The organism is Stenotrophomonas sp. GW821-FHT01H02A (genome assembly GCF_059422145.1).
The window spans coordinates 155925-180125 of sequence record NZ_JBWKWI010000002.1 but is presented as its reverse complement, the minus strand read 5'-3'; the positions used below and the strand labels follow the sequence as shown (position 1 = coordinate 180125).

Sequence of the window (24201 nt, the reverse complement as noted above, 5' to 3'; positions counted from 1 at the left end):
CGCCCGGCGCCCATAGATCAAAGAGCATGAACAACAACGCACTTTCGCTGGCCACCGACCGTCTGCTGCTGCCCGCCGGGCTGGATGCGAGCGGTCTGGAACGCACGTTCGGGACCCTGCTGGGGCCGGGCATCGATTTCGGGGATCTCTATTTCCAGCACGCGCGCCGCGAAAGCTGGAGCGTGGAGGATGGCATCGTCAAGGACGGTGCGCATTCGATCGAGCAGGGCGTGGGCGTGCGCGCCATCGCCGGTGAAAAGACCGGTTTCGCCTATTCCGACGACATCCACAGCGACGCACTGCTGGCGGCAGCCAATTCGGCCCGCGCGATCTCCCGCGAGGGGGGCGCGCAGTCGGCCCGCTCGCTGGTGCTTGGCAGCGGCCGCGCGCTGTACCCGGCGCTGGACCCCATCGATGGCATGGGCAACGAGGCCAAGGTCGAGATGCTCAAGCGCCTGGACCGCTACCTGCGCGCCGCCGACCCGCGCGTGCAGCAGGTGATGGTCAGCCTCTCCGGGGGCGTGGACACGGTGCTGATCGCGCGCAGCGATGGCGTGCTTGCCGCCGACATTCGCCCGCTGGTGCGTTTGAACGTGCAGGTGATCGTCGAGCAGCACGGCCGTCGCGAATCCGGCTACTCCGGTGGCGGCGGTCGTTACAGCTACGAAGAACTGTTTGCCGACGGGCGCCCGGAAGGCTTCGCCCGCGAGGCGCTGCGCCAGGCGCTGGTGAACCTGGAGGCGATCCCGGCCCCGGCCGGGGTGATGACCGTGGTGCTCGGCCCGGGCTGGCCCGGCGTGCTGCTGCACGAAGCGGTCGGCCACGGCCTGGAAGGCGACTTCAACCGCAAGGGCACCAGCGTCTATGCCGGCCGCATCGGCGAGCGCGTGGCCGCGCCGGGCGTGACCATCGTCGACGACGGCACCCTGGACGGTCGTCGCGGCTCGTTGAACATCGATGACGAGGGCCACCCGACCCAGTGCACCACGCTGATCGAGGACGGCATCCTGGTCGGCTACATGCAGGATTCGCTCAATGCGCGCCTGATGGGCGTGGCCCCGACCGGCAACGGCCGTCGCGAGTCGTTCGCGCACATGACCATGCCGCGCATGACCAACACCTACATGCGCGCCGGCCAGCACGATCCCGAAGAAATGATCCGCTCGGTCAAGCGCGGCCTGTACGCGGTCAACTTCGGTGGCGGCCAGGTCGACATCACCAGCGGCAAGTACGTGTTCTCGGCCACCGAGGCCTACCTGATCGAAGATGGCAGGATCACCGCGCCCGTGAAGGGCGCCACCCTGATCGGCAACGGGCCGGAGACCATGCAGAAGGTGCGCATGATCGGCAATGACCTGGCCCTGGACGAGGGCGTGGGCATCTGCGGCAAGGATGGCCAGAGCGTACCGGTCGGCGTGGGCCAGCCGTCGCTGCTGATCGATGGCATCACCGTGGGCGGCACCCAGGCCTGAACCGGGATGCGTTCCCTCGTGCTGCCCGACGACGCGGCCGCCAGCCTGGTGCTGGCGGTGCCGCGTGAGCGCCGAGGCTCAGTCCTCGGCGTTCTCTTCGCCGTCGGTATCGGTATCGGTATCGACCGCGTCGTCCAGGTCATCGTCGGACGAGGCGTTCACGCCCTCCAGGCCGAGCGCGGCCGGCAGCAGCAGCGTACGCAGCACCTGGAAGATCTCGCGGTAGGCACGCGGCGGCTTGTTCTTGGCCTTCTCGGCCTGGGCATTGCGCACCAGCGTACGCAGTTCCTGGCGATCGGCGTGCGGGTACTCGTCCAGCAGCGCACTCAGCGCCTTGTCGCCGTCCTTGAGCAGGCGCTCGCGCCAGTCTTCGACGCGATGCATGGTCGCCACTTCCCGGCGCGAGGTCTCGCTGTTGGCATCGAGCGCGTTGCGGATCGCATCCAGCACGGCGTCGTCTTCGCGACGCATGTGCTTGGCCAGGAACGCCAGCTGGCGCTTGTGGGCGATATGGGCGGTGATGCGCTTGGCCTCGGCGATGTGCGGCAGCAGGTCTTCCGGCACTGGCAGGAGCGCCAGCTGGGCCGGGGTCAGCGAGACCAGCTTTTCGCCCAGGGCCAGCACGTCCAGCGCAGCCCGGCGGTTCTGGCTGCGGCTGATATCAAGGAATTCACCGGTTTCTTCGTCGCGTCCGCGCATCGTCTTATTTCCACATCCGTAAACTGTGCCGGCGTCGCGCCGGGCACTCACCTGTACAGGATAAAGCATTGAACGTGATCTCCCCTGAAGTCTCCCCGGCCGACGACAGCCTGCAGCGCCTGGAGCAGCTGGCCGACATCTCCCAGCGACTGCTGGAGCGGGCCAAAGCCCTGGGCGCCACCCAGGCCGAGGTCAGCTGCAGCGATGAGCGCGGGCTGGATGTGAACGTGCGCTTGGGCGAGGTCGAAACGGTCGAGTCCACCCGTGACCGCGGCATCGCGGTGACCGTCTACTTCGGCCGGCGCAAGGGCAGCGCCAGCACCGCCGACCTGCGCGACAGCAGCCTGGAGTCGACCGTGGCCCAAGCCTGCGCGATCGCCCGCCATACCGAAGACGACGAAGCGGCCGGGCTGGCCGAGGCGGCACTGATGGCCCGTGAGTCCCCGGACCTGGACGGCTGGCACCCCTGGGAGCTCAGCGCCGACGCGGCGCTGGACCTGGCGCTGGCCTGCGAAGCTGCTGGCCGTGAGGCCGACACCCGCATCAGCAATTCCGACGGTGCCTCGGCCGCGACGGCGCAGAGCCTGTCGGTGTATGCCAATTCGCACGGCTTCATCGGCCGCGAGCGCAGCAGCCACCACTCGATCGGCTGCGCGCTGATCGCCGGGCAGGGCGATGGCATGCAGCGCGATGGCTGGTACAGCAGCGCGCTGGCCCGGGAAGACCTGGATGATGCCGCCTCGATCGGCCGCCGCGCCGCCGAGCGCACCGTCGCCCGCCTGGAGCCGCGCTCGATGACCACCGCGCAGATGCCGGTGCTGTACGCACCGGAAGTGGCCCGCTCGCTGATCGGCCATCTGCTCGGGGCCGTCTCCGGCGGCGCGCTGTACCGCCGCGCCAGCTTCCTGCTCGACAGCGTCGGCACCCGCCTGTTCCCGGACTGGTTCGGCATCGACGAACTGCCGCTGCTGCACCGCGGCCTGCGCTCGGCCGCCTTCGACGGTGATGGCGTGGCTACCCGCAATTCCGCCCTGATCCGCGATGGCGTGCTGGAGCGCTACATCCTGGGCAGCTATTCGGCGCGCAAGCTCGGCCTGCCGACCACCGCCAATGCCGGCGGCGTGCATAACCTGAAGGTCGCCGCCAACGCGGGTGATCTGGTCTCGATTGCCCGGCAGATGGGTAATGGCCTGCTGGTCACCGAGCTGATGGGGCAGGGCGTCAACAGCGTGACCGGCGACTACTCGCGCGGCGCCGGCGGCTTCCGCGTGGAGAATGGCGAGATCAGCTACCCGGTGGACGGCATCACCATCGCCGGCAACCTCAAGGACATGTTCGCCAGCATCGAAGCGGTCGGTGGCGACATCGACACCCGCTCGCATGTGCACACCGGTTCGATCCTTGTAGGACGAATGACCGTTGCCGGTAACGATTGACGTATTCTATGGAGGCTGCCCTGGCAGGCGGGGAGCCTGCCGCGTGCAATACCCATAACCTCGAACAAGGAGTTTCACGTGAGCGATTTCGATAACGTCACCACCCCGCCGCCGCCGGTTGGCGCTGCGCCGGTCCCGACCGACCAGCGCACCATGGCGCTGGTGGCTCACCTGCTGGGCATCCTCACCTGGTTCATCGGTCCGCTGATCATCTGGTTGATCAACAAGGACGACAGCAGCAAGGCGTTCGTCACCGACCAGGCCAAGGAGGCGCTGAACTTCCAGATCACCATCACCATCGCGATGCTGGTCTGCATCGTGCTGATGATCGTCATCATCGGCGGCCTGCTGGCGCCGCTGGTCGGCCTGCTGAACCTGGTGTTCTGCATCATCGCCGGGGTCAAGGCCAACAACGGTGAGTACTACCGCTATCCGTTCACCCTGCGCCTGATCAAGTAATCGATCCGCAGCGCTGGAACGAAAAACGCCCGGGATTCCCGGGCGTTTTTGTTGGAGCCGCGTGCAGCGATCGACCGTTGGTTGATTCCCTGGCCTCAATGGTCCCGCTCAGCCGCCAGCCGGGCCAGCGCGCGCAGTGCATCGGCCGCCTCGTCATAGCCGGCCAGACCGTCGAACATCTGTTCGCTCAGCCTGTGCAGATGCGCCTTCGCGCCATCCATGCCGAGCAGCGCCGGGAAGGTCGACTTGGCGTGTGCCGCATCCTTGCCGGCGGTCTTGCCAAGCTGTTCGGAGCTGGCCTCGACATCGAGGATGTCATCGCGCACCTGGAACGCCAGGCCCAGCGCCGAGGCCACCGTGTCCAGCGTCGCCAGATCGCGCGCCGGCGCTTCGCCACACAGCGCCCCCATGCGCACCGCCGCGCGGATCAGCGCGCCGGTCTTGAGCGCGTGCATGCGTTCCAGATCCTGCAGCGGCTGCTGACGGCCGGTGGCATCGATATCCAGCGCCTGGCCGCCGCACATGCCGGCCGCGCCGGAGGCCTGCGTCAGTGTCTGCAGGCAGGCAACGCGCAGCGAGGCCGACAACGCCGCGTCGGCGATCAGGCCGAATGCACGGGTCTGCAGGGCATCACCGGCGAGAATCGCGGTGGCTTCATCGAAGGCGATATGCGTGGTCGGGCGCCCACGGCGGAGGGCATCGTCGTCCATCGCCGGCAGATCGTCATGCACCAGCGAATAGGCGTGGATCAACTCCACCGCCATCGCCGGTGCGTCCAGGGCGTTCTCGTCGGCGCCGAAAATCCGGCCGCTGGCATACACCAGCAGTGGCCGCATGCGCTTGCCGCCACCGAGCACCGCATAGCGCATCGCCTGATGCAGCCCCCGCGGGGCGTCGGAGGGCGAGGGCAGGCTGGCGTCGAGCTGGCTTTCGATCCGATCGCGCCAACGCGCGAAGGTGGACTCAACCGTCATGGCCGGGCGGGTCGAAAGGCACCGCGGTGTCGGGCTGGGCCGGATCGCTGAGCAGGCGCACGCGCAGCTCGGCCTGTTCCAGCGCCTGCTGGCACTGGCGATACAGGCCGACGCCACGCTCGTAGGCGCTGAGCGATTGCTCCAGGCTCATTTCGCCGGTTTCCATCTTTTCCACCAGCTGCTCCAGCTCTTCCAGCGACTGCTCGAAGTGGGCGACCGGGGAGGTTTCATTGGGGGACTTTTTTGCCATGCGACAAGTGTGGGCCGCCGGCCCGGCGGGGTCAATTCACGCCGCGCCGGGTATCCACTGCAACTGCGCATGATGGGCCTGCAGCCACGGCTGCAGGGCGGCACCGATCACCCGGTCGCCGGCGGCCAGCAGCACGTCCTCATCGAACAACAGGGGCAGCTGGCGGCGTTGCCACGGCGGTAGGCCCTGCTGCTGCAGCAGGTCCTTGAGCGCATGCGAATGCGTGCGGCCTGGCAGCTGGATGCGCTCGCCACCGCGGCGCGCGCGGATCTGCACGGGGCTATCGAAACCGGCGTCCGTGCCAAGCAGGCGCAGCTCGCCACCATCTGGCAATGCCAGCGGCGCGCGCCCGTCCCAGTGCACGCTCCAGTCGGCCGGCAACGCCAGGCTGGCCGAGAGCAGGTGCAGTTGGCCGCGCCAGCGCCGGATGCGCGCACCCTGCCACGCGAACTGTGCATCGGCATGATGGGCCGCCGGGAGCAGTTCGCGTTCAACCGCCTCCACGCCCGCGGCCGGTAGCGGCGGTAGACCGCTGCCGCGCACCCAGTGCCGCAGCAGCCGCGCGCGGCGCTCGACCGGCTGGCGCTGCAGGCGCGCGCAGTCGATCACGCCGGGGCCGACAGCACAGCGTTCCAGTGCATCGCGGTCGGCGCTGTCGAGCAGGTGTTGCGACTGCGCGCACAACCCCGCGCTGCGCGCGAAGGCGGCGTCGGCCTGCGGCCAGCGCTGGCGCAGTTGCGGCAGCACGTGCAGGCGCAGGAAATTGCGGTCGGCGTCGTCGCTGGCATTGCTGGGGTCTTCGATCCACGCCAGGCCCTCGGCCTGCGCATGCGCGCGCAACGTACTGCGCGGCACCTCCAGCAATGGCCGCCACACGGTGCCGGCGCCGAATGCGCTGGTGACCTGCATGGACGCCAACCCATCCACGCCGGAGCCGCGCAACGCGCGCAGCAGGAACGTCTCGGCCTGGTCATCGCGGTGATGGGCCAGGGCCAGCTGTTCGCCAGGCAGCAGCTGCGAGGCGAATGCTTCGCGACGTGCTTGCCGCGCGGCGGCTTCCAGCCCCTGGCCCTGGTTGCGCGGCACCTGTATGCGGATCACCCGCAGCGAAATGTTCCAGCGCGCGCATACCTGCGTGCAGTGCACGGTCCAGGCATCGGCCTGTTCCTGCAGGCCGTGATGGATGTGCACGGCGCGCAGGCCGGCCGTGCACTGCGCGGGCGAGGTCGCCAGCCAATGAAGCAGAACCGTGGAATCCAGCCCGCCGCTGAAGCCCACCAGCACGGGATGGGCGACAGAGGGAGGGGGCGGCAGCAGGGTCATCATGGGAACCGCGAGCTCAGGCAGACCGGCAGTATCGGCGCAGTGCGGCGATACCGCCACGCGGGGCCGTCACGGTGCCGCGATGCCCATTGCCGAACGGCCTTGGCGATCGATGCGATACCAGGTGCCACCGACCATGGCGATGTGGCCATGGTCGTCCGGCGTGCCCGGCCGGCAGCCCTCGCAGACCCGGGCCACGCCGTCATCGAAGGCCCAGCCGAAATCGAACGTGGCCGGGAACGCCTGGCGGAGCTGGGTATCGAAATAGCCGATGCGCTGCCCGATCCGACCGCGGACCAGGCCGTCCACCACCGGGTCCGGACCATTGTCGGCGGTGATCACCGGCAGCTGCCGACCATCGGCGCGGACGTAGTGATACCCGCCGCCGGCATGGATCGGCGCCAGCCCATGACGGTCATAGGACAGCGACACCAGCGACTGCGCGTCCAGTTCAAGATGGCCGTCGACCCACTGGCACCCGGCCAGGGGCTGCAGCCCGTCCTCCTCGGTCAGGGCGGCGCAGCCGGTGTCGGCGCCCCAGGCAAGGGTAGACATGGCCAGGCCGGCCACCAGCAGCAGGGGCCGGACACGGCGGCCCCTGTTCACGGCGTTGCGGAGAGGCGGATGCATTACTTGACGTCGCTGGCCTGGCGCTCGAACGCAGTCGGCTTGGGCAGTTCGACCGGTACCCCCTTGGCGTCGCAGGTGCCGGCGTCGCACAGGCGCTGGCGCAGGCGCGGAGTGGCCTGCACGATCATGTGATAGATCGCGTTCTGTTCCATGGTGCCGCGCACCGCCTTGCTGCCCGGGCCGCTCGCCCAGATGCCGACGTCTTCACCGCCATGCGATTCGCTCTTGGTCGGGACCAGTGCTTCCTGCATGTAATCCGGGTGTTCGGTGTCCACTGCGGTCAGGTCCGGTCGACCGGCGCCGGGGTCGAAGCTGCTCGGGTTGTGCGGGTAACGCTTCGGGCCCGCCGGCTGCTGGTTGGTGGTGCCGGTGTAGCCCGGGCCATTGGCGTAGGTCAGCGTGGTGTAGGGCAGGCCCAGGCCATCGCGCGCCAGTTCGAGCTTGCCGGCACCGTCTTCGCCCCCCTTGTCCTTGACCTTGCCCAGGATCGGGTTGCCGCGGGCCGGGTAGCCGACGAAGTTCAGCGTGTGCGAGTGATCGGCGGTGACGATGATCAGCGTGTCCTGGTCGGAGGTTGCTTCGATCGCGGCGCGCACCGCATCGGACAACGCCACGGTATCGGTCAGCGCCCGGTAGGCGTTGCCGCTGTGGTTGGCATGATCGATGCGCGCGCCCTCGACCATCAGCACGTAGCCTTCCTTGTGGCGGGACAGGTTGGCGATCGCCGCCTGGGTCAGCTCGGCCAGGCTTGGCTCACCTGCCGGGTCGTCCTTGCGCTCGGCTTCGTATCGCATGTGGTCCGGCTCGAACAGGCCCAGGATCGCCGGCGCATTCGCGGCGGCCTGCAATTGCCTGGTGTTCCACACATATGCACCCTGCGGGTGCGCCTGCTGCCATTCGGTCACCAGGCTGCGCCCGTCCAGACGCTGGCCGACCTTGTCGTCGTATTCGGGATCGCGCTCTTCCACGGTGGTGAACTCACCGCGGCCACCGCCCAGGGCGACCAACGGGCCGCGCCCGAAGCGCGCGGTCGACAGCAGCTGTTGGGCGATATCGCGGCAGCCGGCGGCCTTGGCCTCTTCCGGCAGGTCGGTGTCGTTTTCCCAATTGCGCTCCGGCGAGTGCGCGTAGGTCGCCGCCGGGGTGGCGTGGGTCAGGCGCGCGGTGGTGACGATGCCGGTCGCCATGCCGGCGCTGTCGGCCAGCTGCAGCCAGGTCAGCAGCCCCTTGTTGAGGCTGTCGGCACAGTCATTGCGGGTGCCGGCACTGACCCCGATCGCACCCATGTGGGTCTTCACGCCAGTGGTGATCGCGGTCATGGTGCCGGCCGAATCCGGCGTCTGCGAGTCGGTGTTGTAGGTCTTGCTGAACGCGGTGGCCGGGAAGTGCTCCCAGGACAGCAGGTTCTCCTCGCCCGGGCGCCCGTTGCGCTGGCCTTCGAAGATGCGTGCGGCCGCCACCGTGGTCAGGCTCATGCCGTCGCCCAGGAACAGAATGACGTTCTTGGCCTTTCCGTCCATCGCCCCGGAACTGGCGGCCCGGGCCGCGCCGCTGCGGTACCACCACTGCGGGGTTTCCCCGGCGGGGTGGGCAATGGCCGGCACATCGACCTGGACCGCGCCGACAGGGGCGCTGGAGGAGGGAGCGGTACTGGCGCAGGCGCCGAGCAGCAGGGTGGTGACGGCAGCCACCAGGGGCGTGAAACGGGACATGGATGAATGCATCTCACATGTGAAACGGGCGTTCATTATGCAGAACGCTGCAAGGCACGCCGATGACACGCTGATTTTCCGTGCACGCCTCGTTCCCGGACGCGGCTTGGGCTAAGGTGCCTAGCTGTCACATTACCTCTGGAATGCTCATGAAGCTGGTCTCTGCCTGGCTGCGGATCCCCTTCTGGCAACGGGTCCTCGGCGGCTTCGTGCTGGGCGCGCTGGCCGGCTGGCTGCTCGGCCCGGCGGCCGAAACCTGGTTCGGCCCACTCGGCGATCTCTACGTCACCCTGATCAAGATGATCGCGGTGCCGCTGGTGTTCTTCGCCGTGATCAACGCCATCTCGTCGCTGCACGGGCAGAAGTCCGTCGCGGCCCTCGGCGGGCGCACCTTCCTGTGGTTCATCATCACCGCCGCGCTGGCGGTCTGCGTGGGCCTGGCCGTGGGCACGGTCATGCAGCCGGGCAGCGGCGCACTCAGCCTGAGCATGGACCACAGCTACACCCCGCGCGAAGTGCCCAGCGTGATCAAGGTGCTGATGGATGTCGTGCCCTCCAACGTGTTCTATGCGTTGACCGGCATCGGCACCCGCGTCAACGCCGCCGGTGAAACCGTGCTGGCCGCCGGTCGTGGCTCGATCCTGCCGGTGATCTTCTTCGCCGGCCTGCTCGGCTTTGCCATGGTCAAGCTCGGCGACAAGGTCAGCGAAGCGCGCAAGCTGACCGGGCAGATGAGCGACATCATGATCCAGGTGACCCGCTTCGTGCTGGAGATCACCCCGCTCGGCACCTTCGGCCTGATCGCCGGCCTGGTCGGCAGCTACGGCTTCGAAAAACTGCTGCCGCTCGGCAACTTCGTGCTGGCCCTGTACATCGCCTGTGCCCTGCACATCGTGGTGGTCTACGGCAGCCTCCTGCTCATGCACGGCCTGAACCCGCTCAAGTTCTTCCGCGGCGCCGCCCCCGGCATGCAGGTCGCCTTCGTCAGCTCCTCCAGTTTCGCCGCCATGCCCGCCGCGATGCGCTCGATCACCCACAACCTCGGCGTCAACAAGGACTACGCCTCCTTTGCCGTCCCGCTGGGCGCCAGCATCAAGATGGACGGCTGCGGCGCGATCTATCCCGCCCTGTGCGCCGTTTTCATCGCCCAATACACCGGCGTGCCGCTCACCCCCGAGCAGTACATCGTGGTCCTGATCGCCTCGGTCCTGGGCAGCTTCGGCACCGCCGGCGTCCCCGGCACCGCGGTGGTCATGGCCACCGTCGTCCTCAGCGCGGCCAACCTTCCGCTGGAAACCATCGGCTATCTCTACGCCATCGACCGCATCCTGGACATGATGCGCACCATGACCAACGTCACCGGACAGATGCTGGTCCCGGTCATCGTCGCCAAGGAAACCGGCCTGCTCGACCGCGCGGTCTACGACAACCCATCCACCAACCTGGGGGTGGATGAAGGCGAAGAACGAACGTCCTGATGCAGGCACCACTGCACCACCCAAAGACCGGCGAGAGCCGGTCTTTTTTGCTTGTGTGCAACTGCTTTCGCATCTTCGCTTCTTCCTGCCGCACAGGCAGGTGTCTGGCGGGCTTGGCACGCCAGCCCTCACGACAAAGCGACGGGCTGAAGCTGTACAAGCAAACCCGCGGCACGCCTGAACCCGCACCGTAAACCCCTGTATCACCCCGTGTAACACCCGTGATACACCCGCACCGCGCCTGCCTGTCAGCACCACGTGATCACCGCATCACCGTATTCATGGGCCCGCGCACCAACGTTCCTGTAACAGCAATGTTGCGCGCCATTAACCCGACCCGCACAAAACCCTCGGAAACACGGGCGTCGGGAACTTGGCACGAATGCTGCTCCAACCCTCCGCATGTCACCGGAGGTCGCCATGGACAGCGTTGCCGCACACCGCACTCGACACACCACACTCTGGCTGCTCGCCGCCGCACTGGTGGCGCCGGCGGCCGCCAACGCCTCCGGCGCCCGCCAGGGCGTCAAAGCCCAGCCGGGCGAAATCGTCCTTCTGCGTGACGTCTCCGCACGCCCGGCCTATCGTCCCGCACCCCCGGGCATGGCGCTCATCGCCGATCCGTCCCCCCGCCGCGAAGTCGGCCAGGCCCTCGGTACCTCCACTGGCATGGACGAACTCAGCGACGACGACTACGCCTCGCTGGGCTCCAACACCGGTGCCGGCATTCCGCGCAGCGCCACCACCATCGAACGCGTCACCGGCCACACCGTCAACGGCACGCTCGGCAAAGTCACCGACAGCGGCATGCTCTCCGGCGGCCAGTTCAGCAACACCATCGGTGGTCCCATGGGCGCGGTCGGCAACGCTACCCGCGGCATCGGCGACCAGGTCCGCGGCGCGCTCGCCCAGTTCCCGCTCGGCCAGCCTGCTGGTGGGCCGGGCAAATGAACACCGTCCTGCGCACTGCAGTGCTGGCCAGCGTGCTGCTCACCCCGTTGGCCGCGTACGCGCAGCAGGGCAACGACTACGCCGCGATGCTCTCGTATCTCAACCAGAGCCGCATCGACGGCCGCACGCTGGCCGGCGCCGACGGCGCCATCACTGTCAACATGGCGGCCGGTGATCTCAACCAGCAAGCCAACCTGATCGGTATCGCCAACGGCCGCAATGCCCACATCAACGTGGACGCACGCCAGCAGCAGTCCAAGAACCTCAGCATCAGCGATACCGCCATGGACGCCAGCGCCACGCTCGGCGGCCAGGCACTGAACGGCGCCAGTGGCGTCGCATCGATCAACCAGGCCAGCGGCAATGGCAACGCGACGCTCAATGTCGTCACCGCCACGCTGGCGCAACAGGGCATACGCGAAACGAACGACGAGGCCCTGGCCGCGTCGGGCGCGCTCGCGTCAGCAGGGGGGCAGGCGGCCGTCAACAGCGGTCGGTCGGCCGGAACTCGCAGGGTGGCGGTCGAAGCCTCCGCGCTGCAGGGATTCGACGGCGTCCTGCAACTCAATCAGATCGCGGGATCCGGCAACGCCACCGCTAACCAACTGAGCATTTCGTTGCAGTCCACCCCGTGAGTAGTCACATCCACCCGATTGTCTGTGATGAGAGAGAGGGCACCATGAACACCACCATGAAACGGACCGTACTGGCCATCGCCGTCGCCGCTGCATCCGCCTCCGCGGGCGCCAACGGCTGGGGCAACGACCGCGACAACCAGAACCAGAACGCGAACATCAACCACCTGCACAACGTGGTTGAAACGCGTACCAACACCAACACCGATACCAATACCGAAACCAACACGACCACCAACACCGATACCGATTCGCGCACCTGGAACCGGACCTGGAACAATACCCGCAACAACAACAGCACCAGCAACACCACCATCAACGACAACGTGACGAGCAACACCAACGTCACCAGCAACCGCAACGTGACCAGCAACCGCAACGTCACCGAGAACGTCAACAAGACCAGCAACATCCAGGCCGACGAACGCCAGGAAAAGAACAACCACGGCGTCGACGTCAACATCGAAAAGGACCTGCGCCTGAGCTCGGACATCCGCTTCTCGGGTGATCCGGAAATCACCGGCTCGATCGACATCGATTCGGCCGCCATCGCCGTCATCGACAACCGCCAGTCGGTCACCAACAACCTGGCCGGCAACAGCCTGGTGACCAACAGCGCTTCGATCGCCGACGACGTCGGTGCCGATGCCTCCGGCAACCTGGGCTTCAACGTCGCCGCCGGTGACAACAACGCGCAGGACAACGCCGCCTCGCTGTCCGCGGCCGATGCGTCCTTCAGCTTCGGCATGGCCGACGCGGAAGTCTTCGTCAACCAGTTCGGCGGCGGCAACACCACCATCAACTCCGGCGTGACCAACGCCGCGGGCCTGGGTGGCAATGCCTTCAGCGGTGCGTCCGGCAACATCGGCGCCAACGTCGCCTCGGGCAACAACAACGAGCAGAAGAACGCGCTCGCCGCGTCGGTGGCCACCAGTGCCTATGCGACCTCGAGCATCAGTTCCAACCAGGTGTCCTCCGGCAACACCGTCAGCAACGCCGGCTACCTGCAGTCGATGACCGACACGGTGGACGTGAACCTGAGTGGTCGCGTTGCCGGTGCAACGCTGGCGGTCGGTGCAGGTCGTTACAGCGGCACGGGTAGTGCCTATCAGAAAGACAACTACTACCTGGACAGCTGGAGCGGCGCGCTGGATCACCCGAGCGGCAACGCGAACGGTCATCTTGATCTGGACAGCCAGATCCAGAATGCCACCGCCAACCCGAATCGTCCGGGCGTGGGCGGCATTGCGTTCGATACCGATGAGCACGGCACCAGCCAGTTCGTCGAACTGGGCGTGGCCGATCTCTACGCGAGCCTGAGCGGCACCGTGTCCACCACCCGCTGGGTGAACGTGGATGCGACCAACACCGCGGCATTGTCCGGCAGTGCGTTCTCCGGCGCCTCCGGCAACATCGGGGTGAACGTGGCCTCCGGTACCGGCAACCTGCAGGCCAACAGTCTGGCCCTGGCGGTTGCGCAGCCCTCCACCGGCGGCGGCGGTGGCGGCGGCCCGGAACAGTAAGTCTGTCCGTTTTCGCAAGCAGTACGCGTTGAGCGCAACAAACCCGGTCATCCGCCAATGACCGGGCTCCCCGGGAGCCCCTGTCCCTTCTCCCCCTTGGGGCAGGGGCTCCTTCCTGAGCCGGAGTCACGCATGTCCAGTCGTATGCGCACGTGGATGCTGGTGTGGGCCTTGTCGGTGCTGATGATGCCGATGGGTATCGTGCGCGCCGGCGATGTCGGCTTCAGTGGCGTGCTGCCCAACGGGGCGGTGCTCACCCAGCGCGTGGAAAGCATGCAGGAACGGCGCTTCCGCAATGTCGTGCGGCAACACACCGATTACAGCTGTGGCGCCGCTGCGCTGGCGACGATCCTGCGCTACGCCTACCACCTCGAGGCCGATGAGGGCACGGTGATCGAAGGGATGATGGGGGTCTCGGATCCACAACTGGTCCACCAGCGTGGTTTCTCGCTGCTGGACATCAAGCGTTACGTCGAATCGATGGGCATGCGTGGACGCGGCTACCGCGTCAATGAAGAGCGCCTGCGCTCACTGCGCGTGCCCGGGCTGGTGCTGATGGATGTGCGGGGCTTCCGCCACTTCGTGGTCCTCAAACAGGTCCGCGGCGATCTGGTGGATGTGGCCGACCCGATCCTGGGCAACCGCAGCATTCCCGTCAGCGAATTTCTCCAGGCGTGGCCGTCGCGCGCCGTGTTTGTCGTGATCGGCAGTGACTTCGATCGCAACACGGTGCTGCTGCAGCCCGGCGAACGGCCGAGTGCCCGTTCGCTGTACGCCAGGCAGGGACCGATCACCGACGCGGAACTGGTCGACTTCGGATTCACCCATGCCGATCTGTTTTAAGGAGGCAACATGAACATCGCAACCTGGACGCCCGGCATCGTGCTGCTTGCCCTGCTGGGCATCGCGCCGGCGCATGCCGACGACAGCCGGCCCGGCAAGGGGCTGAGCGAAATCCCTGATCCGGAATTGAACCTCATGCGTGGTCGCTACACCGTCGGTGGCAATACGGTGGCGTGGTTCGGCGTCACCATGGTCTCGCAGTGGCAGACCGCCGGTGGGCAGTCCGCGCAGAGCGCGCTGAAGCTGGGCATGGATTTCAGCCATGGCGGCAACACCCCCAGGATCAGCTTCGCGCCCAGCGTGAGCGTGACCGCAGCCGATGCACCGCTGCCGGTGACACCGGGGCGCAGCATCGAGTCCAGCGGCCTGCAGAACGTGGCCGGGTTGAGCCAGAGCATCCAGGTCGCCGGCGATGGCAACCTGGCCAGCAACGCCACCCAGTTGACCGTGCGCGATGGCGCCGCGCCCACGCCCACCGGCGAAGGCGTGAACCTGGCCAGCCTGCAGCAGGGCGGGGTCAGTGCGCTGGCCCAGCTGGAAGGCAACACGGCCAAGGTGCAGCTGCAGATCGACGGTGTCGGTGCGGTCCAGCAGTGGATCCGCAACGGCAGCGTCGGGCAGAGCATCGCGCTGGGCAGTGACGGGCAGTCGGTCAGCAACCGGCTGCAGATCGATCTTGTCCGGCAGTCGCTGGCCAACAACGTGCCGCTCAACCAGAACGTGGCACAGGCGATGACGCTGGTACGCGGGGTAGGCATGGGGCCGGGCCAGTGATCCATCGGCACGGCAGGGGGAGCGTCAACACAACAGTGGGCCAGGGCAATGCACACGATGATCCGCGCAACACCGCTGGCGCTGGCGGCGCTGGCACTCATGGCGGCTGCGTCCGCCCGTGCGCAGGCACAACAGCCTGCGCCGAATGACGAGGCCGACGTCAGGGCGCTGATGGCGCAGCTGGAAAGCCTCAAAGCGAATTACGCGCAGGAAGTGCGACGCCTGCGCGAACTGGACATGCAGGTGCAGGCCATGCAGGCGCGGCTGACCGGCAAGACCGCACCGGTCGCATCCACCGCGCCGCCCCCGCAGCAGGCGCTGCCGGCGGGCACCCCAGCGGCACCGGCCAGTGCCGATGGCTACGCCAGTTCGGCGGCCGAAGCGCAGCAGGCCAAACAGGAATCGCGGCGCAGCGTGGATGACGTCAAACAGCAGCAGGCCGCGCTCTTCAGTCGCCGCTTCACCATCGAAAACAGCCTCTCCTACGCCCGCTACGACCGCAAGCAGCTCAGCCTCAACGGCTTCCTGGCGCTGGATGCGATCTTTCTGGGCAACATCGCCATTGAAAACGTGGAGTCGGACACGCTGACCTATAACCTGGCCGCACGCTGGGGCGTCAGCCCGCGCCTGACCTTGAACCTAGACGTGCCCAATCTGGCGCGCAAGACGGTGTTCCAGAAGGGCGGTGCCGGCGGCTCGGCGGCGGCGATCGCGCAGGAGGAAACCACCGGCAACGGTATCGGCGACGTCGGGCTGAGTGCCAACTATCGGCTGTTCGCCGAACGCGGGCGGCTGCCGGAGACCGTGCTCACCGTGGGCGCGACCGCGCCGACCGGGCGGGCGCCCTATGGGCTGGACTGGAAGGTGCTCGAGCGCGATGACGATGACTTCATCCGCTTCGCCGTGCCCGAGCAACAGCCCACCGGCAATGGCGTGTGGCAGGCCAACGTCGGCCTGTCGGCCGTGAAGACCGCCGACCCGGCGATCCTGTTCGCCAACATCGGCTACATCCATTCCTTCCCGCGCAGCTTCGATGACATCGACGCCAACCCGGACACCACCAACCCGGGCGATGTGAAGCTGGGAGGCTCCTATTACTTCGGTGCCGGCGTGGCGTTCGCGTTCAACGAGCGCACCAGCCTCAGCATCTCCTTCAGCGACAAGCTGAGCGCGCGGGCCTCCACGCGCTACAGGAACGGCCAGTGGCTCAAGGTGATCGGCAGCGACGCCAATGCGGGCACGCTCAACCTGGGCATCACCTATGCGCTCAACCAGAAGACCACCCTGGTCAGCCTGCTCGGCATCGGCCTGACGCCGGATGCCCCCGACTTCACCCTGGCGTTCAAAGTGCCGTACAGCCTGTGAGCGGTCGCGCCCACACGGCGGTCCCGGTCAGCGCAGTTCGGGCAGCGCGAGCTGGTGCTTGCGGCACAACCGGTAGACCGTCACCCGCGAGACCTGCATGTGGCGGGCACAGGCCGTGATGTTGAAATCGTTCTGGCGCAGCGCATGCAGCAAGGTCTCGCGTTCGGCGAGCTGCTTTGCGCCGTGCAGGCCGCGCTCGGTGCTGGCCAGCAACGGCTGGCTCAACTCCAGGTCCGCCGCGGTGATCAGCTCGGCATCGCTGACGATCGCCGCACGCTGCACCCGATTGAGCAGCTCGCGCACGTTGCCCGGCCACGCAAAACGCTCCAGCGCCTGGACTGCCTCGGCGGTGAATCCGCGCGCACGGGTGACATGGCGATGCCGGAAGCTGGTGAGGAAATGGTGGGCGAGCAGGGCGATGTCGCTGCCGCGCTCGCGCAGGGGCGGCAACGGCAGGCGCAGTACATTGAGGCGGTAGAACAGGTCGCGACGGAAGTGGCCCTGGTCGACCGCCTTCTCCAGATCCACGTGCGTGGCCGCGAGCACGCGCACATCGACTGCCAGCGGCCGGTTGCTGCCGACGCGTTCGACCGTGCCTTCCTGCAGGACGCGCAGCAGGTTGGTCTGCGCATCCAGCGGCAGGTCGCCGATCTCGTCCAGGAACACGGTGCCGCCACTGGCCGATTCGAACAGGCCCAGGCGCCGCGTTGCCGCCCCGGTGAAGGCGCCGCGTTCATGGCCGAACAGCTCGGACTGGACCAGCGCGGCCGGAATGGCGCCGCAGTTCACCGCCAGGAACGGGCGCGCGTGCCGTGCTGACAGGGCATGCAGTGCCTGCGCGGCGAGTTCCTTGCCGGTGCCGGTCTCGCCGGTGATCAGTACCGGCAGGTCCACCGGCGCGTACTTGCGGATGGCAGCACGGGTCACCTGCAGCACCGCGCTGTCGCCGATCAGGGATTGCGGGCCATGATCGGCGTGCAGGGGGGCGGCGCCGGCCAGTTGCTGCAGCCGCTGCACCACGCGGGGCAGGTCGATCGGGGCAGAGTAGGTGTCCACACAGGCCGCGAGCAGCGCATCCAGTACCGGCGAGGCGCGCAGGGGCGCTGCCGGCAACAGCGCCAGCAGGTTCATGTGGCGGTGATCGATCAGCAACTGCTGCAGATGGGCCAGGTTGGCCGGCACCACCGTGCGCAGGTCCAGCAGGCCGACCACCTGGTCGCTGCCGCGCATGCCGATGCCGGCGCATTGCTCGGGGGCCACGCTGCGGACCTGCCACCCGGCCGCAGCCAGTGTCGCCCGTTCCAGCGCGAGGGGTTGCCCAAACCAGATCACACACCGGGCAGGAAAATCGGGGACAGCCGCCATGCGTCACCTTGTCGACGAGGATCGCGGGCGGTGTCTGCTGCCTGATCGGTTGCCACGGACGTGCCGCCCCACGTCCGGGTCCGTCCCCCGCCTCGGCGCGTATGCACCGGGCGCGTCGCCGGTCGGAAAAACGGCCGTGACAGAGAAAGGAACGCGGGTTGGGGTGGCCAGCGGCCATGGCCGCACCGCAACGAAAAAGGCCGCTGCGGGGCAGCGGCCTTCGATCGGGGGGTCCAGCAGGACGGGTCAGAGGTCGACGCGGCGGGCCTGCATGAACTTGCCACCCCAGTAGCCGCTGACCAGACTGTCGACGCGGACGTCCTTGCCGGTGCTCGGGGCGTGCAGGAAACGGCCTTCACCCACATAGATGCCGACGTGGTCGACCCGGCCCTTGCGGCCGAAGAAGACCAGATCGCCGGCGGCCAGGGCATTGCGGTCATTGATCAGCTCGGCGGCGCCGTCATGCGCCATCTCGCGCGAGACGCGCGGCAGCTCGATGCCCAGCGCGGTACGGAACACATACCCGACCAGGCCGCTGCAGTCGAAACCGCTGTCCGGCGAGGTGCCGCCCCAGCGGTACGGGGTGCCCAGCAGGGTCATCGCACGACGGAGCAGGGACTGGACCTTGCCGTTGTCGGCGGCATCACCGACCACCGCGCCATTGGCACCGGCGCTGGCATCGTAGTTGGCGAGCAGGCGGCTCAGGTCGCCGGCGAACATCGCCGAGCGGTCCATGAGGGGGATGGTGTCGTTGGCCGCCAGGTGCGGGAGCAGGGCGGCGAGGGTGGCGCTGGCAGCGGCATCGGCCTTGCTGCGGGCCGGCGCATCAGCCTTGGGCTTGGCCGGCGCGGAAGAATCGGGGGCAACAGTGACGGGGGTTGCAGAAGCCTCGGGAGCGGTCGTCGGTGCGGACTGTGCCCAGGCCGGAAGGCTGGCCAGGCAGAGCGCTGCAGCGAAGAAAGCGGGTCGGGCGCGTCGCCGGGTTGCGGCGGTCTGGCCTTTGCAAGTCAGGTCGTCTGTCGTCACGCGGCGGTCACTGAATAAAAACGATGGGTGATGATGCCGTGTAAGCGCAGTGATTAGGTACAAATTCCGTTAATTTTTCGTTTACAACTGTGTGATTCGCATCACAAATTTGGACCTTACCCCTGTTCAGTTTAGTCAAGTACGCGTTTCGCCCCCGTGTAATGGTCCTTCCAGTAGGGGCCCCCGAGCGAGTCCAGCCGGACCGTGCCACCGGTGCTGGGGGCATGCACGAAGCGCCCTTCACCCACGTAGATGCCGACATGGAAGACGTTGCCCTTGTTGCCGAAGAACACCAGGTCGCCGGGCGCCAGGCGCTTGGGATCGATCTTCGGCCCCTGCACGGCGGCCAGGTCGCGCGAGGTCCGCGGCAGGCGCAGGTCGAGCATTTCCCGATACACATACGCGACCAGGCCGCTGCAGTCGAAACCGGATTCGGGGGTGTTGCCACCGTAACGGTAGGGCGTGCCGACCAGGCCGATGGCGCGCATCAGCACCGCGTTGGCGGCCTGCGGATCGTTCGGGGTGACGCTGGGCCAGACCTGGGTGGAGGCAGGCGGCGGCGTCGGGCGGGTGGTCTTGCCGCCGCCACAGGCGCTCAGCAGGGCGATGATCGCCAGCAGGGCCAGTTGGCTGGGCAGGCGGGTCAGGCGCGAAACTGGCGTCATGTGCATGTTGTCCGGATAATGCGCGACCTTAGAAGGCCGTCATGATGGCGGCGTATCCGGCAGGCCACAACCCGCCTCACCCGTCTGCCCTCGGCAGTCTCCAGACCAGAGTTGCGCATGAAGATCGAAAAAGACCGCGTCGTCCGTTTCCATTACACCGTCGCCGAGCAGGGCCAGGAGCCGATCGAGAGCTCCAGGGACCGTGATCCGCTGGCGATCCTGATCGGCCACGGCAACATCATTCCGGGCCTGGAAAACGCCATGATCGACAAGGAAGCCGGCGCCACCTTCGAGGTGGACGTCAAGGCGACCGATGCCTACGGCGAGCGCCGCGAAGGCCTGACCCAGCGCGTGCCGAAGAAGCATTTCGGCACCAGCAAGCTGGTCCCGGGCCAGCAGGTCGTGCTGCAGACCAACTTCGGCCCGCGCGCCGTGACCGTCGAGAAGGTCGGCATGAGCGTGGTCGACGTCGACCTGAACCATCCGATGGCCGGCAAGGACCTGCATTTCAGCGTCGAGATCGTCGACGTGCGCGAAGCCAGCAAGGAAGAAATCGAGCACGGCCACGTGCACGGCGACGGCGGCCACCAGCACTGAGTGCGGCGTCCCCTCGTTGATCCAACGGCCCGCTTCGGCGGGCCGTTTTCGTTTCCGCGGCAGGCGTGCGCGCGCACGGCATAATGGCGGACCTGGTCAGCGGATTGCCTGTGAACGCAGCTTCTTCTCCTTTGCAGCCGGTGGCTGCGCACGAGCGCATCGCCGTCATCGACATCCTGCGTGGGTTCGCGCTGCTGGGCATCCTGCTGATGAACATGGAGGCGTTCAGCGGTCCGCTGGACCTGTCCTTCACCGGCATCGATCCGCACTGGCACGGGGCCGACTACTGGGCCGACGCGGCGATCTACGTGCTGGTCCAGGGCAAGTTCTTCACCCTGTTCTCGCTGCTGTTCGGCGCTGGCTTTTCGGTCATGGCGCAGCGTGCCGAACAGTCGGGCCGCGCGTTCGCACCGTTCTATCTGCGCCGCAGCGCCGCCCTGCTGCTGATCGGCCTGTGCCACGCACTGCTGGTGTGGTCCGGCGACATCCTGGTGGTCTACGCGCTGATCTCGCTGTTGTTGCTTGCCTGTCGCGAGGCGCCGCGCAGCTGGCTGCCCGCGATGGGCGTGATCTGCTATCTCGGCGCGGCCGCGCTGGTGCTGGTGCTCGGTGCATTGATGAGCTGGATGGCCAGCATGGAGCATACGCAGCAACCGCTGCGCGAAGCGATCACCCAGGCCCAGCAGACGATCGAGCTGCAGCGCCAGGCCTATGCCCATGGCAGCTGGGGCGAGGCCGTCGGCCAACGCCTGCGCGATCTCGGCGCGATGCTGTCGGGCATCTTCGTGATCGGTCCGGAAGTGCTGGGCATGTTCCTGATCGGCAGCTGGTTCGCGCGCAGCGGCGCGCTGGCCCAGCCGGACCGTTTCGCGCGGCTGTATGCGCGGCTGCGCTGGATTGCCCTGCCGGTCGGCCTGCTGCTGATGCTGGCCAGTGCGATGTGGCACCCCTACCAGGCCCCCGGCACGCTGGACCTGGCCGGTGGCCTGGCGTATGCCATCAGTGCACTGGCCGGTCTGCTGATGTGCCTGGGCTATCTGGCCTGGATCGTGCACTGGCGCGCGCACCTGCAACTGCTGGCGCCGATGGGGCGGATGGCGTTGACCCACTACATCGGGCAGTCGCTGGTCTGCACCTGGGTGTTCTATGGGTATGGACTCGGCGCATTCGAGACGATGCCGCGGCTGTGGCAGGTTCCGTTCGCGTTCGGGCTGTTCGCGCTGCAGGTGGGAATCAGTCATCTGTGGCTCCGCTGCTTCCGCTTCGGGCCATTGGAATGGATCTGGCGCGCGATGACCTACCTGCAGTGGCCACCGCTGCGCCGGCCCTGAGTCGATGGCCGTGCGCGATGAGGTGATCATCGTCGGGGCCGGCGCGATCGGGCTGGCGACCGCGCTGGCGCTCAGCGAACAGGGCCGTGCAGTACGCGTGCTGGACGCCGGACGCATTGGCGGCGGCACCTCCCACGGCAACTGCGGCACCATCACGCCCAGCCATGCGCCGCCCCTGGCCGCCCCGGGCGTGCCGTGGCGTGCGCTGCAATGGATGTTGTCGCCGCGGGCGCCGCTGTACATTCCGCCACGGCTGGATCCGGCGCTGTGGCGCTGGCTGTGGCAGTTCGCCCGGCGCTGCAACCGCGCCGACTGGCTGCACAGCACCCGGGCCCGCGCGGCACTGCTCAATGATTCACGCACGCGTCTGGCGGACTGGGTGCAGCGGCATGGGCTGGCGTGCGAGTTCGATACCCGTGGCCTGGATTACGTGTTCCGCAGCCCGCGCAACTTCGACCAGCATGCGGCCGAGTGCGAGGCGCTCAATGCGCTGGGCATCGCCACGCAGATCCTCGACGGCGGCCGCTACGCGCGGCAGGAGCCGGCCTTCTGCGATGGCCTGGCCGGCGCGATCCACTTCCCCGGCGACGCGCAGCTGCGACCGGACCGTTTCACCGCCGAGCTCGCCCGCGTACTTCGCGCACGCGGCGTGGTGATCGAGGAACACACCCGCGTGCTGACGCTTCGCCCGGACGCGACAGGGGTATCGATCATGACCACCGATGGGCCGCGCATGGGGGCCGAGGTGGTGTTGGGGACGGGGCCGTGGTCGCCGCAGTGGGCCCGCCAGCTCGGCCTGCGCATCCCGATCCAGCCCGGCAAGGGGTATTCGTTGACCTACGCACGCCCCGCGCTGGTGCCGCAGCGGCCGGTGGTGTTGAAAGATCATTCGGTGTTCGTGATCGCCTGGGCGCAGTCATTGCGGTTGGGGGGGACGATGGAATTCGCCGGCGCCGATACCCGGCTCACTGCGGCTCGCCTGCACGCGCTGGACGATGCCGCCGCGCTGTACCTGAGGCAGCCGCGCGGCCCGGCACTGCAGGAACGGTGGTATGGCTGGCGCCCGATGAGCGTCGATGACCTGCCGATGCTGGGCCGCGTGCCGGCGCACCCTCACGTCTGGATCGCGGCCGGTCATGGCATGCTGGGGATGAGCATGAGCGTCGGCACCGGCCAGTTGATGGCAGACCTGATCAACGGCCGCGCGCCGGCGATCGATCCTGCCCCTTACCGAGTTGAGCGATGCCAATGACGACGCAATACGACTATGACCTGATCGTGCTGGGCGGTGGTTCCGGCGGCCTGGCCGCGGCCTTCCGCGCGGCGCAGCATGGGCAGCGGGTGGCGATGCTGGAGCCGGGCGAACTCGGCGGCACCTGCGTCAATGTCGGCTGCGTGCCGAAGAAGGCGATGTGGCTGGCCGCCGATCTGTCCGGGCGGATCGGCCTGGCCGCGGCGATGGGCTTCGATGTGCCGGTACGCCCGACGCTGGACTGGAAGGAACTGGTGGTGCATCGCCAGGCCTACATCGCCAATATCCACGCGAGTTATCTCAAGCGTCTCGATGACAACCAGGTGGTGCGCGTGCCGCGCCGCGGCCGGCTGGTCGATGCGCACACGGTGGAATGCAGCGATGGCGTGCGCATCAGCGCCGCACACATCCTGATCGCGACCGGCGCGCATCCGCAGCGCCCGGAGATTCCTGGTGCCGAGCTGGGCCTGGTCTCCGATGATTTCTTCAATCTGTGCAGCGCGCCCGAGCGGGTCGCGATCGTGGGCGGCGGGTACATCGCGGTCGAACTGGCCGGACTGCTGCAGGCGCTCGGCAGCCGCGTGACCCTGCTGGTCCGTGGCGAACGGCTGCTGGAGCGCTTCGATGCGGAACTGACCGGACAGCTTGCCGAGAACCTGCGCCATCAAGGCGTGCAGCTCCATTTCGGGTATCGCCTGCGTGAACTGCAGCGCGATGGCGAAGCGGTGGTGGCGTTCGGCCACGATGGCCCCGCCGAGGCTCACTTCGACGCCGTGTTCTTCGCCACGGGGCGACGCGGCAACAGTGCCGATCTCGGGCTCGAAGCGGTGGGCGTGGTGGTCGGTGAGAAGGGCGAGGTGGAGGTCGACGAGTGGCAGACCACCGCCGTGCCCAGCGTGCATGCGGTGGGCGACATCGCCGGCAAGGTCGGCCTCACCCCGGTGGCGATCGCCGCGGCGCGCAAGCTGATGGATCGCCTGTTCGGTGGCCAGCCGCAGGCGAAGATGGACTACGAGAACGTGGCCAGCGTGGTGTTCTCGCACCCGGCGCTGGGCGCAGTGGGCTTGAGCGAAGAAGAGGCCTGCGCGAAACATGGCGACGTGCGCGTGTACCGCAGCAATTTCCGCCCGATGCTGCAGGCGCTGGCCGACGGCACGCAGCGCAGTCTGTTCAAGCTGGTCTGCGTCGGTGAAGAGGAGCGCGTGGTCGGCGTGCACCTGCTGGGGGAGGCCGCCGATGAAATCCTGCAGGGCTTTGCGCTCGCGGTGAAGATGGGCGTGACCAAGGCCCAGTTCGACGACACCGTGGCGATCCATCCGACCTCCGCAGAAGAAGTAGTACTGATGCGCTGAAAGCGCATCCGGGGCGTGCAGCCGCCGAAGTCGCGCCGGGAATCCAGTAGTGCCACGCCATGCGTGGCAACTGCGCACCGCGCGGCCCA

Annotated in this window: 23 protein-coding genes; 14 read left to right on the top strand and 9 right to left on the bottom strand. The window is 67.6% G+C overall.

Annotated features, from left to right (window positions below):
* Positions 1 to 26 precede the first annotated feature (26 nt).
* Positions 27 to 1472 (top strand): metalloprotease TldD, encoded by a 1446-nt coding sequence (tldD, locus tag AC07WC_RS04195; protein ID WP_495208890.1) that lies wholly within the window; start codon positions 27 to 29, stop codon positions 1470 to 1472.
* Between the two features lie 78 nt (positions 1473 to 1550).
* Here tldD and yjgA read toward each other — a convergent pair whose 3' ends face one another.
* The gene (gene yjgA, locus AC07WC_RS04190) at positions 1551 to 2171 is read right to left on the bottom strand and encodes a ribosome biogenesis factor YjgA (protein ID WP_495208889.1); all 621 of its coding nucleotides are present in this window, start codon (positions 2169 to 2171) and stop codon (positions 1551 to 1553) included.
* A gap of 68 nt (positions 2172 to 2239) precedes the next feature.
* On the opposite strand from yjgA, the gene pmbA reads away from it, so the two are divergent.
* Together pmbA and AC07WC_RS04180 are read left to right on the top strand one after the other, a co-directional pair.
* Positions 2240 to 3607, top strand: a complete 1368-nt coding sequence (gene pmbA / locus AC07WC_RS04185; protein ID WP_495208888.1) for a metalloprotease PmbA — start codon at positions 2240 to 2242, stop codon at positions 3605 to 3607.
* Positions 3608 to 3685: 78 nt separating this feature from the next.
* Positions 3686 to 4066, top strand: coding sequence for a DUF4870 domain-containing protein (locus AC07WC_RS04180; protein WP_495208887.1), 381 nt, complete (start codon positions 3686 to 3688; stop codon positions 4064 to 4066).
* A gap of 95 nt (positions 4067 to 4161) precedes the next feature.
* Here AC07WC_RS04180 and AC07WC_RS04175 read toward each other — a convergent pair whose 3' ends face one another.
* The 5 genes from AC07WC_RS04175 to AC07WC_RS04155 form a co-directional block, all read right to left on the bottom strand.
* On the bottom strand, positions 4162 to 5040 hold the full coding sequence (locus AC07WC_RS04175) for a polyprenyl synthetase family protein (protein WP_495208886.1): 879 nt from the start codon (positions 5038 to 5040) through the stop codon (positions 4162 to 4164).
* Positions 5030 to 5290, bottom strand: coding sequence for an exodeoxyribonuclease VII small subunit (locus tag AC07WC_RS04170; protein ID WP_176989251.1), 261 nt, complete (start codon positions 5288 to 5290; stop codon positions 5030 to 5032). Before AC07WC_RS04170 ends, AC07WC_RS04175 begins: the two co-directional genes overlap by 11 nt.
* Positions 5291 to 5326: 36 nt before the next feature.
* Positions 5327 to 6613: a tRNA lysidine(34) synthetase TilS gene (gene tilS, locus AC07WC_RS04165; RefSeq protein WP_495208885.1), complete on the bottom strand. Its 1287-nt coding sequence runs from the start codon at positions 6611 to 6613 to the stop codon at positions 5327 to 5329.
* 69 nt (positions 6614 to 6682) lie between these two features.
* Positions 6683 to 7168, bottom strand: coding sequence for a WG repeat-containing protein (locus AC07WC_RS04160; RefSeq protein ID WP_495208884.1), 486 nt, complete (start codon positions 7166 to 7168; stop codon positions 6683 to 6685).
* A gap of 74 nt (positions 7169 to 7242) precedes the next feature.
* On the bottom strand, positions 7243 to 8955 hold the full coding sequence (locus tag AC07WC_RS04155) for an alkaline phosphatase (RefSeq protein WP_495208883.1): 1713 nt from the start codon (positions 8953 to 8955) through the stop codon (positions 7243 to 7245).
* Between the two features lie 149 nt (positions 8956 to 9104).
* Here AC07WC_RS04155 and AC07WC_RS04150 point away from each other — a divergent pair, with 149 nt between their 5' ends.
* From AC07WC_RS04150 to AC07WC_RS04120, 7 genes are all read left to right on the top strand, one after another.
* Positions 9105 to 10433, top strand: coding sequence for a dicarboxylate/amino acid:cation symporter (locus AC07WC_RS04150; RefSeq protein ID WP_088433255.1), 1329 nt, complete (start codon positions 9105 to 9107; stop codon positions 10431 to 10433).
* Positions 10434 to 10853: 420 nt separating this feature from the next.
* Positions 10854 to 11384 (top strand): FapA family amyloid fibril periplasmic chaperone, encoded by a 531-nt coding sequence (locus AC07WC_RS04145; RefSeq protein ID WP_495208882.1) that lies wholly within the window; start codon positions 10854 to 10856, stop codon positions 11382 to 11384.
* The gene (locus tag AC07WC_RS04140; RefSeq protein ID WP_495208881.1) at positions 11381 to 12019 is read left to right on the top strand and encodes a FapB/FapC family functional amyloid domain-containing protein; all 639 of its coding nucleotides are present in this window, start codon (positions 11381 to 11383) and stop codon (positions 12017 to 12019) included. Before AC07WC_RS04145 ends, AC07WC_RS04140 begins: the two co-directional genes overlap by 4 nt.
* A gap of 44 nt (positions 12020 to 12063) precedes the next feature.
* Positions 12064 to 13542, top strand: coding sequence for a FapB/FapC family functional amyloid domain-containing protein (locus AC07WC_RS04135; RefSeq protein ID WP_495208880.1), 1479 nt, complete (start codon positions 12064 to 12066; stop codon positions 13540 to 13542).
* Between the two features lie 156 nt (positions 13543 to 13698).
* The gene (locus AC07WC_RS04130; protein WP_253247680.1) at positions 13699 to 14385 is read left to right on the top strand and encodes a C39 family peptidase; all 687 of its coding nucleotides are present in this window, start codon (positions 13699 to 13701) and stop codon (positions 14383 to 14385) included.
* A gap of 9 nt (positions 14386 to 14394) precedes the next feature.
* Positions 14395 to 15159 (top strand): hypothetical protein, encoded by a 765-nt coding sequence (locus tag AC07WC_RS04125; RefSeq protein ID WP_495208879.1) that lies wholly within the window; start codon positions 14395 to 14397, stop codon positions 15157 to 15159.
* A 48-nt stretch (positions 15160 to 15207) separates the two neighbouring features.
* Positions 15208 to 16524 (top strand): hypothetical protein, encoded by a 1317-nt coding sequence (locus AC07WC_RS04120; protein ID WP_495208878.1) that lies wholly within the window; start codon positions 15208 to 15210, stop codon positions 16522 to 16524.
* 27 nt (positions 16525 to 16551) lie between these two features.
* Here the strand turns inward: AC07WC_RS04120 and AC07WC_RS04115 are convergent, their stop codons facing one another.
* The 3 genes from AC07WC_RS04115 to AC07WC_RS04105 all read right to left on the bottom strand — a co-directional run bounded on the left by AC07WC_RS04115 (position 16552) and on the right by AC07WC_RS04105 (position 19586).
* Entirely contained in the window at positions 16552 to 17889 is a 1338-nt protein-coding gene (locus AC07WC_RS04115) for a sigma-54 interaction domain-containing protein (RefSeq protein WP_495208877.1), read from the bottom strand.
* Between the two features lie 246 nt (positions 17890 to 18135).
* Positions 18136 to 18915: a C40 family peptidase gene (locus AC07WC_RS04110; RefSeq protein WP_495208876.1), complete on the bottom strand. Its 780-nt coding sequence runs from the start codon at positions 18913 to 18915 to the stop codon at positions 18136 to 18138.
* A 131-nt stretch (positions 18916 to 19046) separates the two neighbouring features.
* Positions 19047 to 19586, bottom strand: a complete 540-nt coding sequence (locus AC07WC_RS04105; protein ID WP_495208875.1) for a C40 family peptidase — start codon at positions 19584 to 19586, stop codon at positions 19047 to 19049.
* 111 nt (positions 19587 to 19697) lie between these two features.
* On the opposite strand from AC07WC_RS04105, the gene AC07WC_RS04100 reads away from it, so the two are divergent.
* The 4 genes from AC07WC_RS04100 (at position 19698) to gorA (ending at position 24112) form a co-directional block, all read left to right on the top strand.
* A complete protein-coding gene (locus AC07WC_RS04100) occupies positions 19698 to 20177 on the top strand; it encodes an FKBP-type peptidyl-prolyl cis-trans isomerase (protein WP_495208874.1) in 480 nt (159 codons plus the stop codon).
* An 83-nt stretch (positions 20178 to 20260) separates the two neighbouring features.
* Complete coding sequence (locus AC07WC_RS04095) at positions 20261 to 21508, top strand: DUF418 domain-containing protein (protein WP_495208873.1); 1248 nt, start codon at positions 20261 to 20263, stop codon at positions 21506 to 21508.
* Between the two features lie 4 nt (positions 21509 to 21512).
* Positions 21513 to 22760 carry an NAD(P)/FAD-dependent oxidoreductase gene (locus AC07WC_RS04090; protein WP_495208872.1) on the top strand — a complete coding sequence of 416 codons (1248 nt, stop codon included), beginning with the start codon at positions 21513 to 21515 and terminating at the stop codon, positions 22758 to 22760.
* Positions 22757 to 24112: a glutathione-disulfide reductase gene (gene gorA / locus AC07WC_RS04085; protein ID WP_495208871.1), complete on the top strand. Its 1356-nt coding sequence runs from the start codon at positions 22757 to 22759 to the stop codon at positions 24110 to 24112. Before AC07WC_RS04090 ends, gorA begins: the two co-directional genes overlap by 4 nt.
* Positions 24113 to 24201: the final 89 nt, after the last annotated feature.

What these genes read in the sequence shown, in the direction of transcription:
- AC07WC_RS04095 (WP_495208873.1), top strand. Translation starts at nt 20,261, where the DNA reads ATGGCGGACCTGGTCAGCGGATTGCCTGTGAACGCAGCTTCTTCTCCT.
- AC07WC_RS04125 (WP_495208879.1), top strand. Translation starts at nt 14,395, where the DNA reads ATGAACATCGCAACCTGGACGCCCGGCATCGTGCTGCTTGCCCTGCTG.
- AC07WC_RS04115 (WP_495208877.1), bottom strand. Translation starts at nt 17,889, where the DNA reads ATGGCGGCTGTCCCCGATTTTCCTGCCCGGTGTGTGATCTGGTTTGGG.
- AC07WC_RS04140 (WP_495208881.1), top strand. Translation starts at nt 11,381, where the DNA reads ATGAACACCGTCCTGCGCACTGCAGTGCTGGCCAGCGTGCTGCTCACC.
- tldD (WP_495208890.1), top strand. Translation starts at nt 27, where the DNA reads ATGAACAACAACGCACTTTCGCTGGCCACCGACCGTCTGCTGCTGCCC.
- AC07WC_RS04155 (WP_495208883.1), bottom strand. Translation starts at nt 8,955, where the DNA reads ATGTCCCGTTTCACGCCCCTGGTGGCTGCCGTCACCACCCTGCTGCTC.
- tilS (WP_495208885.1), bottom strand. Translation starts at nt 6,613, where the DNA reads ATGACCCTGCTGCCGCCCCCTCCCTCTGTCGCCCATCCCGTGCTGGTG.
- AC07WC_RS04160 (WP_495208884.1), bottom strand. Translation starts at nt 7,168, where the DNA reads ATGTCTACCCTTGCCTGGGGCGCCGACACCGGCTGCGCCGCCCTGACC.
- AC07WC_RS04145 (WP_495208882.1), top strand. Translation starts at nt 10,854, where the DNA reads ATGGACAGCGTTGCCGCACACCGCACTCGACACACCACACTCTGGCTG.
- yjgA (WP_495208889.1), bottom strand. Translation starts at nt 2,171, where the DNA reads ATGCGCGGACGCGACGAAGAAACCGGTGAATTCCTTGATATCAGCCGC.
- AC07WC_RS04130 (WP_253247680.1), top strand. Translation starts at nt 13,699, where the DNA reads ATGCTGGTGTGGGCCTTGTCGGTGCTGATGATGCCGATGGGTATCGTG.
- AC07WC_RS04105 (WP_495208875.1), bottom strand. Translation starts at nt 19,586, where the DNA reads ATGCACATGACGCCAGTTTCGCGCCTGACCCGCCTGCCCAGCCAACTG.
- AC07WC_RS04150 (WP_088433255.1), top strand. Translation starts at nt 9,105, where the DNA reads ATGAAGCTGGTCTCTGCCTGGCTGCGGATCCCCTTCTGGCAACGGGTC.
- AC07WC_RS04175 (WP_495208886.1), bottom strand. Translation starts at nt 5,040, where the DNA reads ATGACGGTTGAGTCCACCTTCGCGCGTTGGCGCGATCGGATCGAAAGC.
- gorA (WP_495208871.1), top strand. Translation starts at nt 22,757, where the DNA reads ATGACGACGCAATACGACTATGACCTGATCGTGCTGGGCGGTGGTTCC.
- AC07WC_RS04100 (WP_495208874.1), top strand. Translation starts at nt 19,698, where the DNA reads ATGAAGATCGAAAAAGACCGCGTCGTCCGTTTCCATTACACCGTCGCC.
- AC07WC_RS04120 (WP_495208878.1), top strand. Translation starts at nt 15,208, where the DNA reads ATGCACACGATGATCCGCGCAACACCGCTGGCGCTGGCGGCGCTGGCA.
- AC07WC_RS04170 (WP_176989251.1), bottom strand. Translation starts at nt 5,290, where the DNA reads ATGGCAAAAAAGTCCCCCAATGAAACCTCCCCGGTCGCCCACTTCGAG.
- AC07WC_RS04135 (WP_495208880.1), top strand. Translation starts at nt 12,064, where the DNA reads ATGAACACCACCATGAAACGGACCGTACTGGCCATCGCCGTCGCCGCT.
- AC07WC_RS04090 (WP_495208872.1), top strand. Translation starts at nt 21,513, where the DNA reads ATGGCCGTGCGCGATGAGGTGATCATCGTCGGGGCCGGCGCGATCGGG.